The sequence below is a fragment of the Paenibacillus radicis (ex Xue et al. 2023) genome, assembly GCF_024722015.1.
In the GTDB taxonomy this organism is placed as follows: Bacteria; Bacillota; Bacilli; order Paenibacillales; family NBRC-103111; genus Paenibacillus_S.
In genome coordinates, this window is record NZ_JANQBD010000018.1 from 71,016 (window position 1) to 89,546 (window position 18,531).

16 protein-coding genes are annotated in these 18,531 nt (G+C 46.7%); 13 read left to right on the plus strand and 3 right to left on the minus strand.

Annotated features, from left to right (window positions below):
* Nucleotides 1-16: 16 nt before the first annotated feature.
* The 11 genes from NV381_RS23340 (at nucleotide 17) to NV381_RS23390 (ending at nucleotide 13,979) form a co-directional block, all read left to right on the plus strand.
* The gene (locus NV381_RS23340; protein ID WP_258215694.1) at nucleotides 17-2,488 is read left to right on the plus strand and encodes an alpha-mannosidase; all 2,472 of its coding nucleotides are present in this window, start codon (nucleotides 17-19) and stop codon (nucleotides 2,486-2,488) included.
* A 14-nt stretch (nucleotides 2,489-2,502) separates the two neighbouring features.
* Nucleotides 2,503-3,138, plus strand: a complete 636-nt coding sequence (locus NV381_RS23345; RefSeq protein ID WP_258215695.1) for a D-sedoheptulose-7-phosphate isomerase — start codon at nucleotides 2,503-2,505, stop codon at nucleotides 3,136-3,138.
* On the plus strand, nucleotides 3,135-4,103 hold the full coding sequence (locus tag NV381_RS23350; protein ID WP_258215696.1) for an ROK family protein: 969 nt from the start codon (nucleotides 3,135-3,137) through the stop codon (nucleotides 4,101-4,103). The genes NV381_RS23345 and NV381_RS23350 overlap by 4 nt, the downstream gene beginning before the upstream one ends.
* A gap of 80 nt (nucleotides 4,104-4,183) precedes the next feature.
* Nucleotides 4,184-5,101: a dihydrodipicolinate synthase family protein gene (locus NV381_RS23355; protein ID WP_258215697.1), complete on the plus strand. Its 918-nt coding sequence runs from the start codon at nucleotides 4,184-4,186 to the stop codon at nucleotides 5,099-5,101.
* Between the two features lie 234 nt (nucleotides 5,102-5,335).
* Entirely contained in the window at nucleotides 5,336-7,933 is a 2,598-nt protein-coding gene (locus tag NV381_RS23360; RefSeq protein ID WP_258215698.1) for an ATP-binding protein, read from the plus strand.
* A 7-nt stretch (nucleotides 7,934-7,940) separates the two neighbouring features.
* Entirely contained in the window at nucleotides 7,941-8,441 is a 501-nt protein-coding gene (locus tag NV381_RS23365; RefSeq protein ID WP_258215699.1) for a chemotaxis protein CheX, read from the plus strand.
* Nucleotides 8,442-8,465: 24 nt separating this feature from the next.
* A complete protein-coding gene (locus NV381_RS23370) occupies nucleotides 8,466-8,831 on the plus strand; it encodes a response regulator (RefSeq protein WP_258215700.1) in 366 nt (121 codons plus the stop codon).
* A gap of 774 nt (nucleotides 8,832-9,605) precedes the next feature.
* The gene (locus tag NV381_RS23375; protein WP_258215701.1) at nucleotides 9,606-10,829 is read left to right on the plus strand and encodes a DUF2157 domain-containing protein; all 1,224 of its coding nucleotides are present in this window, start codon (nucleotides 9,606-9,608) and stop codon (nucleotides 10,827-10,829) included.
* Nucleotides 10,826-11,353 carry a GDYXXLXY domain-containing protein gene (locus NV381_RS23380; RefSeq protein WP_258215702.1) on the plus strand — a complete coding sequence of 176 codons (528 nt, stop codon included), beginning with the start codon at nucleotides 10,826-10,828 and terminating at the stop codon, nucleotides 11,351-11,353. The genes NV381_RS23375 and NV381_RS23380 overlap by 4 nt, the downstream gene beginning before the upstream one ends.
* Nucleotides 11,354-11,866: 513 nt before the next feature.
* Entirely contained in the window at nucleotides 11,867-13,063 is a 1,197-nt protein-coding gene (locus NV381_RS23385; RefSeq protein WP_258215703.1) for an MFS transporter, read from the plus strand.
* A 91-nt stretch (nucleotides 13,064-13,154) separates the two neighbouring features.
* Nucleotides 13,155-13,979: a lipoate--protein ligase family protein gene (locus NV381_RS23390; protein WP_258215704.1), complete on the plus strand. Its 825-nt coding sequence runs from the start codon at nucleotides 13,155-13,157 to the stop codon at nucleotides 13,977-13,979.
* Between the two features lie 92 nt (nucleotides 13,980-14,071).
* Here the strand turns inward: NV381_RS23390 and NV381_RS23395 are convergent, their stop codons facing one another.
* Nucleotides 14,072-14,293 (minus strand): hypothetical protein, encoded by a 222-nt coding sequence (locus NV381_RS23395; protein WP_258215705.1) that lies wholly within the window; start codon nucleotides 14,291-14,293, stop codon nucleotides 14,072-14,074.
* A gap of 130 nt (nucleotides 14,294-14,423) precedes the next feature.
* A complete protein-coding gene (locus tag NV381_RS23400; RefSeq protein ID WP_419182294.1) occupies nucleotides 14,424-15,497 on the minus strand; it encodes a branched-chain amino acid aminotransferase in 1,074 nt (357 codons plus the stop codon).
* Nucleotides 15,498-15,626: 129 nt separating this feature from the next.
* Between NV381_RS23400 and NV381_RS23405 the strand changes: the two genes are divergently transcribed.
* A complete protein-coding gene (locus NV381_RS23405; protein WP_258215706.1) occupies nucleotides 15,627-16,502 on the plus strand; it encodes a LysR family transcriptional regulator in 876 nt (291 codons plus the stop codon).
* Nucleotides 16,503-16,516: 14 nt separating this feature from the next.
* Here NV381_RS23405 and NV381_RS23410 read toward each other — a convergent pair whose 3' ends face one another.
* Nucleotides 16,517-17,242 carry an alpha/beta hydrolase gene (locus NV381_RS23410; RefSeq protein WP_258215707.1) on the minus strand — a complete coding sequence of 242 codons (726 nt, stop codon included), beginning with the start codon at nucleotides 17,240-17,242 and terminating at the stop codon, nucleotides 16,517-16,519.
* Between the two features lie 209 nt (nucleotides 17,243-17,451).
* Between NV381_RS23410 and pdhA the strand changes: the two genes are divergently transcribed.
* Entirely contained in the window at nucleotides 17,452-18,525 is a 1,074-nt protein-coding gene (gene pdhA / locus NV381_RS23415; RefSeq protein WP_258215708.1) for a pyruvate dehydrogenase (acetyl-transferring) E1 component subunit alpha, read from the plus strand.
* Nucleotides 18,526-18,531 lie beyond the last annotated feature (6 nt).

Here is an 18,531-nt window from a genome sequence, read left to right on the forward strand (position 1 = left end):
AATGGAGGGTGAAAGTGTGAAGAGTGAAGGAAGCAAGGTTCATCTGATTGGTAATGCCCATTTGGATCCGGTATGGCTTTGGCGTTGGCAGGAGGGTTATGCGGAAATTAAAGCAACTTTTCGATCTGCGCTGGACCGATTGGAGGAGTTTCCGGATTTTGTATTTACATGCGCATGCGCGGCTTATTACAAATGGGTAGAGGAAAATGCTCCCGAAATGTTCGCTGAAATCCGGCAGCGTGTTGCAGAGGGACGTTGGGTTATAACAGGAGGCTGGTGGATTCAGCCTGACTGCAATCTACCCTCCGGGGAGTCATTTGCCCGGCACGGATTATACGGTCAAAGGTACTTTCTGGAGAAGTTCGGCGTTATGGCTCGGGTAGGCTATAACGTGGATTCGTTTGGCCATCACGGCATGATGCCCCAGCTATTGAAACAGTGCGGGATGGATTATTACCTGTTTATGCGACCGGAAGCGCATGAAAAGCAGCTGCCGAGCGATTTGTTCTGGTGGGAATCAGAGGATGGCAGCCGTGTTATGACGTTCCGCCTGTCTGACAGCTATGGCAATTGGGCGGAGAACGGCTTGGAAGGTAAAATCACCAGGCACAAAGAGCGGGCGGAGGCGGACGGACATGCGTACATGTCTTTTTACGGTGTGGGCAATCATGGTGGAGGACCAACTGTTGCGAATCTTCGTTTGATCAAGGAAATAAGAGAACAGCACGGACTGGAGGCTATTCAGCTTAGCTCCCCCAATCGTTATTTTGAGGAAATGGTCCGGTTCAATCCTCCGGTTCCGGTCATTAAGGATGAAATGCAGAGGCATGCGGTAGGCTGCTATTCTACTCATTCAGAATCAAAGGCTAGCAACCGCAGGTCGGAGCATCGGCTTCTGAGCGCTGAGAAGTTCTCTTCCTATGCCAACCTGCTGCTTGGGCTGCCGTATCCGACGGAGCCGATAAAGCAGGCATGGGAAAACGTCATGTTTAACCAGTTCCACGATATTATGGGTGGCTGCAGTATAAAGGAAGCCTTCGAGGATGTCCGTGAATTTTACGGCGAGGCGTTGAGTTTGGGGGCTAAATCATTAAATGCTGCGCTGCAAAAGCTCTCTTGGTCGATTGATACGATGAAGCCCGAGGTTAAATCGCTCAGCAAGGACAAGGATTGGCAGCTCTGGGAGCAGGATGACTTGGGGACTCCACTCGTCGTATTCAATCCATTATCCTGGGAAGTGGTGGCACCGCTTCATATCAATAGAAAGCTTGCAAGCGTAACGGACGAATCCGGCGAGCCTTTGTCCATTCAGGAGGTGCGGGCATCCCGGACGAATGCCAAAGACAAGTGGGATACAATGATTACCGCTCGAATTCCTGCTTTTGGCTACCGTGTTTATTGGGTTTATCGCGATAAAGAGGCACAGCCGCCGGCACTAATCGGAGCGGTTCAAGTTGAAGCTTACGCCTTGGAGAATAATAAAATCAGAATGGAGCTGGACCCGGAAACTGGTTATATTCAGCGTCTATTTGACAAAAACGCCAACAGGGATGTATTTAACGGCTCTGGGGCAGTACCAGTCGTAATCAACGAGCTGCACAGCGATACATGGGGCCATGGGCTTTCACAGTATCGCGATGAAATCGGCCGATTCGCAGATGCTGAAGTGAAGGTTCTGGAAACCGGACCGCTCAGAGGCACGATTCGTGTAACCAGCCGCTACAAGGGTTCCGTATTGCGCCAGGATATAAGCTTGTCTCACGATTCTTCGGATATTCAAGTAAGGGTAAAGCTGGATTGGAGAGAACAGCATGCCATGCTGAAGCTTGCTTTTCCGGTAAATGTTGAGCAGCCTCGTGCAGTTTCGGAGATCCCATATGGCTTTATCGAACGATCGGCAGTCGGAGATGAGGTTCCGGGGCAGCAGTGGGTGGATATATCCGGTATAGAAGCTCAATCCACATATGGAATGGCGCTGCTTAACGATTCCAAATACAGCTACGACGTACTTGGCAATGAGCTGAGAATGACCGTAGTGCGCAGTCCGATATATGCGGATCATTTCGGTGAACGTGATGATCATGTTGAATATATGGATCAAGGGGTCCATGAATTTGCTTACACATTATCGCCTCATACAGGTGACTGGAGAGATAGCGGGATAGTACGGAAGGCTTACGAGCTTAATGTTCCGCTGCTGCAAATTTGGGAGACTTATCACAAAGGGATACTTCCTCAGGCTGCCGAGGGGATCATTATTTCCTCGAATCATGTTGTGGCTTCTGCTTTTAAACCGGCAGAGTCGGGGGATGGCTGGATTGTCCGCTGCTATGAAACATCGGGGAGGGAGACTGAAGCCGTTATTGCAGTACCTGCCCTGAAGCGGGAGTGGAGTTGTAAATTTGGTAAATGTGAAATCAAAACTTTTCTAATTCCCTCCGATCCGGAAGCTGCTGTTAAAGAGGTCAATTTTATCGAAATTGAATAAAGGAGCTTAAAGCTATGAACCCAACTCTCAGCGCTATGTGTGATAAATACCCTGAACTAACGGTATGCATTCCCGATATGGAAAAGGCTATTACCCTGTTGAAAAGCGCCTTTCACTCAGATGGGAAGCTGCTTCTGTGCGGCAATGGAGGAAGCGCTTCCGATAGCGAGCATATTGTAGGAGAGCTGATGAAAGGCTTTCGATCTCCAAGGCTGTTGAACGATGAAGATAGGGAGCCGTTCCTTCAGCAGTTCCCGGAGGAAGGTAACTTTCTCGCAGGCCATCTGCAAGGGGCTCTTCCTGCGATCTCCTTAGTAAGCCACACAGCTCTTGCTAATGCGTATGCCAATGATGTTTCCTCTGAAATGGTGTTTGCCCAACAAGTGTACGGTTACGGAAGGACGAATGATATATTGCTCGGAATCAGCACATCGGGCAATTCACTCAACGTAATAAGGGCTGTGCAGGTGGCCAAGGTGCGCGGGCTGCAAACCATTGGACTTACTGGCAGAAGCGGAGGCCGAATGGCAGCATTATGCGATGTAACTATCCGTGTACCATGGGATTTAACCCCGGATATACAAGAGCGTCATCTGCCCATATATCATGCTTTGTGCATCGTGCTGGAGGAGGAGTTCTTCCCTTCATGACACTTCTAGCGGGAATCGATATAGGGGGCACCAAATGCGCTGTAAGCTTGGGAATTCAAGATGGTGATCAGGTACAGATCATAGCCAAACGCAGATTTCTCACCTTAGGTTCTCCGGTTTCTACAATAGAGAGGCTGTTGAATGATCTGGAAGAGCTGCTGCAGGAGCATGTGACGGTAGGTCCGCTCGCGGCAATAGGAATTAGCTGCGGCGGGCCGCTTAACAGCAAAGCCGGATTAATCTTGTCACCTCCCAATTTGCCGGGGTGGTCGCGGGTTGATATCGTTCGACCTTTTCGTGAACGGTTCAGAGTTCCCGTTGCGCTGCAAAACGATGCCAACGCATGCGCTCTGGCGGAATGGCAGTGGGGAGCAGGCCGCGGCAGCCGCAATATGATCTTTCTGACCTTCGGTACAGGGATGGGCGCCGGATTAATATTGGATGGCAGGCTGTATTCAGGTGCGTCCGATATGGCTGGAGAAGTAGGCCACATCCGGCTGGAGCCGGCAGGACCGATGGGATATGGAAAGCTTGGCTCCTTTGAAGGCTTTTGCAGTGGGGGAGGTATTGCCGAGCTTGGAAAGATGATGGCAGAGAAGATGTTTGATGAAGGGAAGGCCCCATCCTTTTGTCACACGCCTGATGATATTGACGCTATTTCTGCAGAAGCAATCGGTGAGGCCGCACAGAGGGGGGAGATCGATGCGCTGCTTATTTTCCAGGAGGTTGCCTATAATTTAGGCAGAGGGCTAGCCATATTGATCGATATTTTAAACCCTGATTGTATCGTTATCGGCAGCATATATGGAAAACAGCAGGCTATTATCGAGCCTATCCTATGGGAGGAGCTGCACTGTGAAGCACTGCCTCATTCCTTGGCTGTCTGCAAGGTGCTGCCTTCCGGACTGAAAGATAATGTTGGGGATTACGCCGGGTTGTCTGTAGCGATGCATCAGCTGATTTAATAAGGGGCTCATACATGATTTTGATGAATCGAAGAGTTATTTTCCACAACAAAAAATAATGTGAGAAAGGGGCATTTACGATGGGAAAAACAATTGTTGGCGGCGTATGGCCGACCATGCTGACACCATTCACGGAAACAGGCGCATTGGATGAACATAGCTTGGAACAGGTTGTTGACTGGTATATAGATCAAGGCGTTCATGGTCTGTTTGCCGTGTGCAACTCAAGTGAAATGTTTAAGCTAAGCCTAGAAGAGCGAGTAAGAGTAGCTGAAATTACAGTTCGGAGGGCTGACGGACGTGTACCTGTTATCGCATCCGGCCATATCTCGGAGCATATGGAGGACCAGATTGAAGAAATTACCCGCATATCTGCGACAGGGATCGATGCGTTCGTCCTTTTGAGCAACCGTCCTGCAGCTGTGAATGAATCCGAGGATATTTGGAAAGGCAATGTAGAACGATTATTAGAGGCTGTCCCTGATGTGCCTTTTGGTCTGTATGAATGTCCGGTTCCGTATAAAAGGCTGATGAATCCCGCGTTATTGCAATGGTGCGAATCTACAGGACGGTTTCTGTTTCTAAAGGATACATGCTGCAATTTGGATGAAATAGGGGCGAGACTGGAGGCTTTGAGAGGAACCGGTCTGCAGCTATTTAACGCCAATGCGGCCATGCTCCTTGAATCTCTTAAGCTCGGAGCGGCAGGCTTCAGCGGCATAATGTCCAACCATCATCCAGCCTTGTACGTATGGTTATTAGAAAATTGGCGGACGCAGCCGGAAGCAGCAGAGAGGGTACAAAACTTTCTGGGTATAGCATCAGGCATGGAGGGACTCTATTACCCTGTAGATGCGAAATACAGCATGCAGCTTGCCGGACTTCCTCTGACATTGACTACCCGTGTTAAGGATGCAGCAGGATTTCAGCCTCATCAACGAATAATAGTGGAACAATTAAAGAAATACTCGGATGAGCTTCTTAAAGAATTGTTGTAGAAAAATGTAGCATTTTTATAAATGAAACCATGGCAGCCTCCATTCCACTAAACAGTGGACATGGGGGCTTCTTTATTGATTAAAGATTTGACTAATAATTAATATCTTGCAGCTATTCAGCCGCAATCTTATGCTGTAACATGGAAATATCTGTTTGAATTTTCGAGTTATTTCTACATAAAAATCGCTTTGAGCTTGCAAGCGATAATCAAGATTTTGCCAAGGAGGCATCCTATGGACCGAACCCGCAAACAGCGTTCTTTTACAAAAGAGCTGCTCATCTGGACTATTCTGCTTATTGTAGTGCCGTTGGTCGCTATATCTTTTTATTTCTATGAGCATGAGATGTCGGGCTGGAGGCAGATTGAGCAGGAGAAATCAGCATTAACCAATGAGGCTGCGCAAAAATCAGTGGCAAGGCTAGGGGATACGATCCTGGGTGTAACGATCACGAATGGATACTGGGGTGATAACCGGCAGGCGGTTCTAGACTCCGACCAAGCTTGGCTTGATAAAAATATTAAGGACATGCCTGGAGTGGTGCCTGATGTTGATTTTGTTGCCGAAACGGATCTTTCAGGCAAAGTGCTTGTCCAATCGGGGGATATAGCAGAGTTTCAAGACTATATCAGGCTTCCGTTTATTCTCGAGCAATTTCATAAGCAGCGTAAATTTACGGGTCTCGTTAACACTTCCAAAGGCATTGCCGTAATAGCAGTATCTCAAGTTACGGGTGATTTGGGGAAGGAAGCCCCAGTGGGGTTATTGATCACTGGCAGACTGCTTACTAACGAGATTATTCAAGGATTGAAGGATACCTTGCAAACGGACATCGGTTTGTTGCTCGGGTCCGGTCAATTTTTATCATCTAGCGAGGCGCTAAAGGCTGATCAGCTTAAGCCTTTTTTGAACGCAGGCTCGGGAGAAGACGCGAAGCCATTCAAGCTGGAGCGCCGTAGTCAGGTCTTTGTTGCGGAAGCAGCAGCACCGCTGCTTGATATGTCAGGCGAAGCGATCGGCGTAATCTATACGGAGATGCCGACTCGTTCGACTACCGAGGCCGCAGATGGTTTGCGGACGTTGGGATTTTATGCGCTTGGCATTATGCTGCTGTTATTCGTACTTGTTGTTACGCTAATCCGGCACAGGATCATACTTCCGCTTCGTCATTTTACAGCAACGTTGGAAGAAGTAGCAGCGGGCAAGCAGGTTCACGCTATACCTAAGCATGTGCAGCAAGCCGAGGCGCAAATTGTGAGCGCTATTCACCAGATCAGGGAATGGAATCAAGTGCTGGAGCGCACCGTGGAGCAGCGCACTTCCGCAATTCGCCATTTGCTTGATAATGCAGGGCAAGGGTTTATGTCAATAAGCACCAACTTGTCAATGCTAGGGGAATACAGTGTGGAATGCACACGTATATTCGCTCGCGATATTGCTGGTGTTCGGCTGTCGGAGTTGTTTTATCCTGAAGATGGACAGGAAAGGGAGCTGCTCGATTCGGTCTTGAGTGAATTTTTCCAGGAGCAGGAGGATTGGAAGAAGGAATTGTTTTTCTCCTTACTACCGGAGGAAATCCAGATAAACGGGATGATTGTTAAGGTTGAATACAAGTACTTACCGGATACGGATTCAGGAAAGCTGCATTTTAGTGGGCCATCTAATGAAGTTATTATGGTAATGCTGACTGATATTACGAGTACACGCCAGCTTGAGTACCAAATGAGTCGTGAGCGTAAGATGCTGAAGATGGTCGTTCATACGGTCACCCATCCTGAGGATTATGCCCAGATCATGCACAGCTTTGAAGCTTTCCATACTACTGAGCTTGCGGAGCTGGCAATAGGAGCCCAGTCGGTTGAAGAGAAGCTGCTGTCGATGTACAAATCCGTACATACGATGAAGGGAAGCTTTGCACTGCTGCAATTTATTCATATAGTGCCGCTATTTCATGAACTGGAGAATCAACTGATGGAGCTGCTGGAACAAGAAGAAAAGCCTACTTCCAAGGAGTTCGCAGACTTTGTCGGCTCGCTGGATTTGGCAGTGTGGCTTGAGCAGGATCAAGCGATGCTCCGGCAGGTACTAGGGGCAACCTTCACTGATATGGGGACGGAATATGAAGTGAAGCTGACCAAAGTGCAATGGCGTATTCTGGAGCAGGTGCTGGAATCGAAGCTGACGGATCCGGAGGACAGGAAGTGGCTTGCCGAGCTTAAACAATGGCGGTACAAACCGATCAAAGCTTACATAAAGCATTATCCTGTATACTTAGCAGAGCTGGCAGACAGAAACGGGCTGCTGCTTCAGCCAGTCGAGTTGAAGGGAGGCGACAATCCTGTTGACCCGGAACGGTTGAGCGGATGGGCGCAATCACTGATACATATTATCCGCAATATCGTTGTACACGGAATTGAACCACCAGAGGAGCGGATTGAGCAAGGCAAGGATGAATATGCAACGGTTTCTTTTTCTGTTGAGAGCAGTAAGGATGAGCTGGTAGTGACCATAGCTGATGATGGAAGAGGTATTAATCTGGAAGCGGTTCGGTCAAAAGCGGAGCGCCAAGGACTATGGCCGGCAAGTGCGTCTGGAGGTACAGCTAAGGCCGCCGATGCAATGACAGAAGATGAGATCGCACAGCTGATTTTCATGGAGCAAGTGTCCACTACACATGAGGTGACGGAGTGGTCGGGGCGTGGTATCGGATTATCTGCCGTTAAGGCGGAAACAGAAAAGCTCGGGGGTACCATTAGGGTAGACACGACCCCTGGGGTTGGGACATCCTTCATTATTAAACTGCCTTACCATGAGGGGGCTGCGGAGAGGTAGGTTAACTATGCATCCCGATAAAGAATACTTCCAAGCTATCGTTGATAATGCGGTCTGCTATTTTAGCAAGTTGGGGATTCAAGCTGTTGAGCGGGCAGAGGATCACCATGACAGCGACTGCTTATATTTAGAGGATATAACGGCATTTATCCAAATTAGCGGTGTTGTAGAGGGCGGCTTGCTCGTAACGGTAGATGACAGCTTGTCATTGGTGCTAGCCCACCATTACATGCTGGAGGAAATCACGGATGAAGAAGCTTCCCAATGTGCAGTTGAGGTTATAGCTGAAATTGCTAATGTTATCACCGGCAATGCTTTGACAGAGCGCCCGGATCGTGATATTTTTTTAGGAACACCCTTGATGATTGTTACCAAACGCGCGGAGATGCGGTCCAAATGCAATCGACTGCTTGTTCAGCCTTTTACTACGGAAGCCGGCACATTTAAGTGCATTTACATACCCACCGAAAATAAGTCGGAATTAGCGAGCATTTTCGCCGGTACCTAATTAATGTCTGGAGGTTAAACAGTTGTGGCAACAATAATGATAGTGGACGATTCAGCGGTTATGCGCAAAAATATAAAGGTCATCTTGGAGCGGGGCGGACATGAGATTGTTGCGGAAGCATCCGATGGCAGGGAAGTATTGACCCGTTATATTAACCATAGGCCAGATTTGGTAACGATGGATATCAGTATGGTGAATGTAGATGGAATTGAGGCGCTGCAAACGTTAATTCGTTCGTTCCCTACTGCCAAGGTTGTAATGATTAGTGCTTTGGGTCAAAAGCAGCAAGTTTTGGAGGCTATCAAAAGCGGTGCTAAATCCTACATCGTAAAGCCGTTCGAAGCGGAGAAAATGCTTCAAATCATTGGAAAAGTTTTATTGGCACCCTGATTCTGCCTGAACTTATTCATTATTTTAAATTCGAACAATCCTTCGTTATAAGGCAGCTGCCTATGGCGAGAGATTGTTTTTTTATTAAGAAATGGATATTTAAGGGGTATAAGAAAAATATGCCTAAAAGATACAAATGAATCACCCAAAGGGCTTCGATCAGATGCTTTTCCCAGGAATGAAGAATGAGCGAGCAGCCACCTTATTTGGACTAGAGTTACATTAGAGCTTGAGATCTTTTAAAATGCCATGGGCGAGGGAGTTCGATATGGATAGCGGCGAAGCTGCGCTGCTACGATCCCTGAAAAATTTGAACGGAACAGAAAGTTCCGTTATTCCATCTTCCGCCTCCAATCTGAGGCAATAACGGAAGTAGAAATTCCGTTATGTTGGGTGGATACGAGAATTATGCACAAAATCAGAGAGATAGCGGAAGCAGCCGTTCCCTTATCACTCAGTTTTCTGGACTTTCCAGGTGGCAGCGGAACAAGTTCTTCCTCTATTGCTCTTCACTACGGTGGGTGTAGTAGTAGAGAGCTGTTTCAAAAGAACATGACTTCAACAGCAGCCGGAATCCCACATCCCTCCCCACGCACAAACGAATGAGTCTACACAAAAAAGGACCGTCAGCATTACGCTTAGATTTGTTTTTACTGCGTCTGGCGGGCAGTTAGAGGGTACTAGATAAAAATAGTACTTAATTTATTCACAGGGATGGCTATACTTAGAATTAAAGATGCAGTTTAAGGTAATTGGAGAAAGTGGGTGCGATAAATGAGCAGAAAATGGGTTGAAAAAGAAGGCTTGCGTTGGGTGGAAAACGATATAGTAACCCGTGAGCAATATAATCAAATTGTAAGCTTGTATGATGATAAAAAGCATGCTGTAGGCGTGCTTCCGCTGTTGGGAAGTATTTTAGTCGGATTAGGAATTTTAAGCTTTGTCGCGGCCAACTGGCAGGATATTCCACAATTAGCCAGGTTATTCATGATTGCTATATTCATGATTGCTTTCTATGCGGGTGGGGAAACGTTTTTGAAGAAAGGCAACGAAAAGCTTGGTATCGCATTAATAGCCTTGGGATTGATTACATTTGGCAGCGGGATCATACTTACGGGGCAAATGTTCCATTTGATGGCATACGACAGCACTTCTTTTATCGTGTGGGGGACAGCTGGCATAGTATTGACTTACTTGTACCGAAGTCGTTTTCTGTATTTAATCAGCTTGCTGATTTTAACATTAACTCAATGGTACAGCACCGTTGAAATGGATCATTTCAGTTTCATTGCTTTTGCTATTATGGTTATCGGTCTCGGCTATTACAGTTGGAGGAAACAAAATGCGCTGTTGGCCTGGTGCTTCAGTTTAAGCTATGTCGTACAATCGCTAATGCTGGTAGCTGTTATGGATTGGAAGTTTTTCTGGTTTTTCGTACCGATCATGGCTTTGTACGTATGGGGGGATTATCTTAAGGATCGGAGCTCCGGGTACGCTCTGCAGGCAGTTCCGCTTATAGCGGCTTTTGTGTTTAATGTAATTGTCGTACTGTTCTATGACCATTCGAGAGTTTCCGATCTTAAGGAGCTGCTCCCTGACAATTATTACTTCATCGTAAGCATGCTGGTGCTGTTAGCGGTTTCCGTCTTAGGCAAGCTTAAAAACAAACGGTTCTCCAGCTCGTTCGAATGGATTCTGGTAGTGCCCTTCGCCTACCTGCCATCCGGGGCTGCCCTGCTATATTTGCTCGCTTTGTTCTTCTTCTCCTTCTATGTACTTTGGAGAGGTTATATCGAAGAGTGGCGCTTCAAAATCAATTTCGGTACCGTTCTGTTTATATGTACAACAATGGTCGCTTACGGCAAGTTGACTTGGGCTTTTATGGATAAGTCGCTGTTTTTTATAATCGGAGGACTACTATTGCTTGTGCTGAGCTGGTTCTTGAACCGGAGGAAAAAGAAATTTTTTGAAGAAGGCAAAGGAGGGGATCCGTCATGAGCGAACAAACACAACAGCGCCCACGCCGCGCTATATGGCTGCTCTGGATCGTACTGCTTCAGGTGCTTTTCTTAGGCGGAATAGCTGGTTCTTATTATGCAGTCGATTGGTTTGGTGAAGAGATTAAGCTGAAAACGGTGCCGGTTGATCCCCGCGATATGCTATATGGTGATTACGTGACTTTGAGCTATGAGGTTAGTCAGTTGAGCCCAGCCTTGTGGAAGGGCGAAGGTGAACTGCCTAAACAGGGCAGCCGGGTGTTCGTTCAATTGAAACCGGAGAATGGCCTGTATGTTGCTTCAGGTATTTATTCCGACAAGCCGGCGGCCATCCCGGGAGAAGCTGTTTTGAAAGGGCGGGTCAGCTACAGCTGGAATGAAATGATCCGTGTGGAATATGGGATAGAACAATACTATGTTCCAGAAGGTACGGGTAAAGAGCTGGAGGAGAAAGCAAGAAATATGATTGTCGCTGTAAAAATTGCCTCTTGGGGGCAAGCTAAAATTGCCGGCTTGGAATATTGATCCAGATCAGTTGGACGGTTGGGGAGAAACGGGAGCCCTGACTGTCTTTTTTTGCAATTAAGTTCCTTTACAGCATCAAAGTATGAAGCAGGGGTACCCTCTCTAAATTTTTCACATGTTGCTAGGAGAAAAGGAAAAGTAGCAGAAGGCAGTAAAGTAGAACAGAAAAGGGAATGGGTGTAGGATAGTCTCCGCCCTGGTCGTCACCTTCGATGACTGCTCGAGTATGCTACCTACCTTTGAAGCTCGTGTTCCAACTGCTGCAAGCCATAAAATCAAAGGAACACGACTTCAACAGCGGCCGGAATCCCACGACCATTCCCTCCCCACCCACAAACGTATTGGTTAACATCAAGGATGCTGCAAGGCATTTTTTTTCTGCGAAAAGCTTTTAATGGAAAGGTGCAAGGTTTACAGAAAAATGCAACGGTGATACCATTACCTGTAATATTAATAATTGCCGAATACAGTTGAGGACTAGGTCGAACGCAGCAAGAGGGGGAAAAGTTCGGAATGGAAACATGGAAACGAAATTTATGGTTGTTATGGGTCGGGTGCTTCGTTACCTCGGCTAGTTTTACTATGGTTGTTCCTTTTTTGCCATTATTTCTAATTCATATTGGAGTAAATGAAAATTTGGAAATGTGGTCAGGCTTATTGTTTAGCTCGTCTTTTTTGGCAGGTGCCATTTCGGCGCCATTCTGGGGGGCAATGGGTGACAAATATGGGCGAAAGCCTATGATTGTGCGGGCAGGTCTTGTCATATGTGCGATCTACATACTTACAGCATTTGTTACAAGTCCCTATCAATTGCTTGCTTTGCGTATCGCGCAAGGATTGCTGACCGGGTTTATTCCAGGATCGATTGCGTTAGTCGGTACGAACACACCTGAGAATAAAGTAGGTTATGCGCTTTCTATGATGTCTACTGCTACAGCAACCGGCGGTATTATGGGACCGCTGCTTGGGGGAATTATTTCCAAATTATTGGACAACCGGGTTGCTTTTGCCAGTGCAGGAGTTTTAGTTTTAATGGCGACACTATTAATTCTGATTTGGGTGAAGGAGGAAAAAATTGTTGCAGGCAAGCTGCGCCCTCCTTTTTTCGGATCACTTAAGCTGTTGGCGCGAAATCGTGCACTCATGACCGTGCTGCTGTTAACCCTTCTCACCCAGTTATCTGTAATGACTATCGAACCGGTATTGCCTTTGTACATTGTTGAAATTGGCGGCTCAGTCAAAGATGCCTCGCTGTTGGCGGGTATAGTGTTTTCAGTAGTTGGAGTAGCCAGTCTTATTTTTGCGCCTCGGTGGGGGAGATTGGGAGATAAAATCGGATTTCGGAAAATATTGCTAGTGGGATTATTAGTGGGCGGGCTTGGCAATCTTGCGCAAATTCCGTTTCATGATATATGGGGATTTTCTATTGTCAGGTTTATTTATGGGGCTTTCTTTTGTGCGGTGTTTCCGGCATTGAATGCGCTTATTGTTCGAACAACTCCAAGCGATTTCCGTGGGCAGGCTTTTGGACTCAACCAGACAGCTAATCAATTGGGTGGGATGCTTGGACCTTTAGTAGGAGGTGTAATAAGCGGCGTGTTCTCGATCCACAGTGTATTTTGGGTTACGGGCTTATTGCTAATTTCGACTATGGGGCTTGCTTACTTGTTGGATAAAAAGCCTTCCTCACAAGATTCAGTTGCAACTTGATGGAATAGAAGCGGTTTGCTAGCGGCAGCATTCAGGCAATACGAGCCTATGTTGAGAAACTAAATTTGGTAGAAAAAAGAGGTGTGTACGTATGGAAGCAAAGCAATGGTCTTTACCTGGCGGTATGTTGATTTGGGACCGTACACAGCATACTGCACATGACGAAGTGCTTGTTCCGTTTGCGATGGAAGAGCTGTTATGCAGGCAGGTGGGCGAGGGAGGGACGCCGATTGTACATATGTGGCGGCATCCGAGAGCGCTGGTTATGGGACTTAGAGACAGCCGTCTGCCGCAAGCTGTGAAAGCTAAGCAGTGGCTGGAATCTCAAGGGTATTCGGTTGCCGTACGCAACTCCGGTGGAGCTGCGGTCCCGCTTGATCTGGGGGTCGTTAATATTTCACTCGTGATGCCCAAGCGTCAAGGACAGATCGATTATCGGCATGATTTCGAGACGATGTATCATTTAATCAAGGACACGCTGCAAACCTTATCTCCAGATGTGGAAAAGGGGGAGATCAAGGGCTCCTATTGCCCGGGAGATTATGATCTCAGCATCGGAGGGCGCAAGTTTTGTGGCATTGCACAGCGGCGGCAGGCAAAAGCTATCGTTGTGCAGGCATTCGTAGTCGTTCGCGGCGACGGCGAAAGCAAAGCAGCGCTGGCCCGCGAGTTTTACCGCATAGCGGCTGAGGGAGCTGATGAGCAGTCCTTTCCGGAGGTGGACGAGCACAGCATGGGGAGCCTGGAGGAGCTGATCGGACTGTGCGATGAGCAGCGGTTCGTTGATTCCGTGAAGCAAACGGTACGAGAGCGCAAGCTGGCAGCAGCGGCAGGCGAAGCTCCGCTTCAACTGCCTGATGAGCAGCAAATTGCGGAGACAGTGCTCATGCTGAAGGCACGCTATGGGATAGCATGAGCAAGAGGGCAAGTTGCAGCGAAATATGCGGTTGGAAGCAGAGCAGTGTCGTCATCACAACGTATACCTGCCAGTCGTGAAGGAATGAGTATTCATTCCTTTATGCCGGGGAGACGACTTTCCAGCCGCTCAATAAGCTCGCCATAAGTATCGCGCAGGTCTTTTATAGTTATCAGTTCAGGGGTATTAGCTGCTTCTTCGGCAGAATGTCCCTTAAGAATAGAATCCAGGCCGTTATAATTGAACTTCAAATCCTTATAGGTTTGATCAAGCTTTTCCAAAACAACGCCAATTAAAGTGCTATATTGCTCCATAAAATCGTTTTTCACTCCTCCAGTACGTATTCTATCAAAAGTATACTCTATTATTCCCTCAACCAGAAATGTTCAGAGTTCCCTTGAAAGTCTTAATTTCAGACAGCAAAAAAGCTGCTATATAAGCAGCTTAGCATTTTACTGTCCATCCCCACTCATCTTGCACTTTACCGCATTGTATCCCAGTTAAAGTATCGTATAGCTTTTGCGAGCAGGCCCCTGTTATGCCCTGATTAATTACAATATCGCGGCTGTTCCAATACAGCCCGCCTACCGGTGAAATGACGGCTGCCGTTCCGGTGCCGAATACCTCTTCCAATAATCCATTATCGGATGCGCGCATGATTTCATCTATAGATATTTTTCGTTCCGTTACCGGGATGTCCCATTGCCTTAGCAAGTGGATAACACTATTGCGGGTAATCCCCTCCAGAATGCTGCCGTTTAATTCAGGGGTAATCACTTCGCCGTTTATTTTGAAAAAAACATTCATACTCCCTACTTCTTCGATATAGGATCTCTGGATACCGTCAAGCCACAGTACTTGAGAACAGTTATGCTGTTCCTTTGCTTCCATTTGTGCTTTTAAGCTGGATGCATAATTGCCCGGTGTTTTGGCATGACCGGTGCCGCCTTGAACGGCTCTTACATAATGATTATCAACGAAGATACGTATAGGCTTCAGGCCTTCCTCATAGTAGGCACCCCCCGGAGAAAGAATGATAGCAAACAAATAATGATCGGATGAGCGTACGCCTAGAGCCGCTTCAGTGGCAATTATAAAGGGGCGGATATATAGAGAGGTTCCTTCTGTAGAGGGGATCCAGTCCGCTTCAATGCGGATAAGGGTTTGGAGGGCTTCCACGAAAAAAGCTTCATCAATGGGCGGTATACTGATTCTTTCGCTTGAGAGGTTGATTCGCTGCGCGTTTTTGTCAGGACGAAACAACAGAATTTGATCATCATGTGAACGATAAGCCTTTAATCCCTCGAAAACGGCTTGGCCATAATGAAACACCATAGCTGCAGGATCAAGTACAAATGGGGCATAAGGGACAATACGAGGTTCATGCCAGCCTTCAGCTGCGGAATAATCCATCAAAAACATATGGTCGGTAAAATGCTTGCCAAAGCCTAATGATTGTTGGTCTGGCTTCGATTTGAGCTGATTGCTTAGTTCTATACGTATTGGATTCACGATCAGGTTCCCCCTCAATTGGCAATAAATACATCTCTACTTCCAACTATAAGAGATCATAGATCATTGATCAATTATGAATTGGTTCTTATTATTATAGATAACATCGATTATTATAGGGCGAGGTGAACGGGTATGGAGCATCGGCTTTTGGAATATTTTATTGCGGTATGTGAGGAATTGCATTTTACGAGAGCGGCTGAAAAGCTTGGGATCAGTCAATCCACACTAAGTCATCAAATCCAACTGCTGGAGCATCGGGTAGGGGCGCCTTTATTTACGAGAATAGGTAAAAAAACTTATAGGTCGGAAGCGGGAGAAATTCTTTTAAAACACAGCCTGAATTTATTTCACGAGTTAGACCAAGCTAAGGCCGCTATAAATGAATTAAGCAGCATGCAGCGGGGAAGATTGCGTATCGGCTGTTCTGGCAACCATCTGCTTACATCGGCGATGATCTCATTTTACAAACAATTTCCAGGCGTTGAGCTTTCTGTGACAGAGCTGGCTACGGACGAAACTAAGGAAGGGTTATTGACGAATCAACTGGATATAGGCGTTATATTTTTGCCGCTTGAGGACGATCTGCTTGAAAGTATTCCTTTATATAACGAAGAATTACAGTTGGTAGTTTCAGATAGCAGCAGCTTGGCAGAGGCTCGTTTCATTGAAATGAAGGATCTCCAGAGCTACCCGATCATGATGCTTCAGAAAAAATTCCTGGTTCGTCAAATGATGGACAACTACTGCGCACAGTATGGATTTGTCGTAAAGCCAATTCTTGAGTTGTCCACCCTGGATTCATTACTTCAGATGGCTAAAAGCAACATTGGAGGAGCCGTCCTGCCGCGGTCTTATTTAAAAAATATCGGGAGCTTGGGCATCCGGGCTATCCCCATCCAAGACCCGGTGCCTCAAAAATCCGTCGGAATTGTTTATCGAAAAGAGACGTACATGTGTGCTTCGATCCAAACCTTCATTCGCGAATTGATGAGCAGCTTCGAGGTATAGACGATAAGTTAGATTTACAAAAAAAGCTTCATCGCGGCGGGCAACTCGTTTTGCCAGAAGCCCCATAAATGCTTGCCCGGCTTCTCGAAGTAAGTTAACTGACAGTTCCTTGCTTCGAGGAGCTCCCGGGTAAGCCGATTTGCCTCAAGGAAATCGAACGTTCCACGCTCCGTTATTACCTCCTGCTCGTCCAAGCCGATCAGCATATACAGCTCCAACCAAGATAAATCGGCTTCCTTCGCAATCCGTTCCTGTGTTGATTGTAAAAATGCCCCTGATAAGGATATAACTTTGCCAAATAGGTCACGATAATCTAAGGCGAGATGTAAGGATAGGGTACCTCCCAATGAATCCCCCGCCAAAATGCGCTCCGATTGGGAAGTACGTACCGGGTATTTTTGCTCGACGAACGGCAGCAGCTCCTGAGTGAAAAATCGACAATAATCGTCAAAAAGCGCACCTTCAGGGGCATATTCGGATGTACGGACGTCTGTTATCGTATCGACGCAAACAATAATAGCGGGCTCAACGCCTTCATCGTAAACCAAACGGTTCATATGAGTGGCGATTCTGCCGAAATTTATGAACTGCTCTCCGTCCTGACAATAAATAACAGGGTAGGAGATAAGTTCCTGATAGCCCGGCGGTAATGAGATACGTACTGTACGGTGTTCACTTAAAATGCTGGACGGAACGAGCTCCTTGACAATGTTTCGTTTGTAATAGAACGAGTCATCCATAGGGTTGTCCTCCTGTTGTATTATAATAGTTTGCTGAAATTTAATCATCTGTATTATATGTTTTTTGAAACTGTTATATAGCGTATTCTCGAAAAAGATCATATAATTCAGGAGGGTAGTTGTTTTATTACGGAAAACAGGTTTATAATACTACTATAACAGAAACTCCAGTTTCAAGGCACGAAAATCTATCGTTGAGGTGAATGTACATGAGTAAGCCATACGAAGTGGCCGTATCTGAGGTGCTTCCTTTATCCGTTTTAGCACCTGATGGTACCATTGTAAATGAAAATGAAATGCCGAAATTGACTGACGATCAATTGAAAGAATTGATGAGACGCATGGTATTTACGCGCACATGGGATCAACGTGCTGTTAACTTGACCCGTCAAGGACGTCTTGGTTTCTATGCTCCGGTTTCCGGACAAGAAGCGACAATGATCGGCAGCGAGTTCGCTTTAAATAAAGATGATTTTATCTGTCCAGGCTATCGGGATATGCCGCAAATCGTATGGCATGGTCTTCCGATGTATCAAGCTTTCTTATATTCACGCGGCCATCAGCATGGCGGACAAATTCCGGCCGATGCGCATGTACTTATGCCGCAAATCATTATTGGAGCACAAATTTTACACGCGATGGGCGTTTCCATGGCATTTAAAAAACGCGGCGAAAAGCGTGTGGCGATTACGTACACGGGTGACGGAGGCTCCTCTGAGGGCGATTTCTATGAAGGCATGAACTTTGCCGGAGCGTTCAAGCTGCCAACGATTTTTGTCGTTCAAAATAACGGTTATGCGATCACAACTCCTTTCTCCAAGCAAACTGCTGCAGCATCGGTAGCTCATAAAGCAGTAGCTGCTGGTATTAAAGGTGTTCAAGTAGATGGAATGGACGTGCTTGCTGTAGTGAAAGCTGTTCAAGATGCTGCTGAACGCGGCCGTAACGGTGAAGGCGCAACGCTGATCGAAGCTATCACTTACCGCTTCCTGCCTCACTCCATGTCCGGTGATGATCCGTCCAAATATCGTACTAAGGAAGAAACGGCTGATTGGGAATCAACAAGAGATCCTTTGAACCGTTTCCGTATTTACTTGACAGCTAAAGGTCTTTGGACTGAAGAAGATGAAAATAAAGCTGTGGAAGACGCAAAAAATACAGTTGCCGAAGAAATTAAAAAAGCAGAGCAAACGGAAAAAATGACGATTCCAGGCTTGATTGATAGCATGTTTGAAACTACACCGCATCATTTGGAAGAGCAAAAAGCGGATTATATCGGTTAAAGAGGA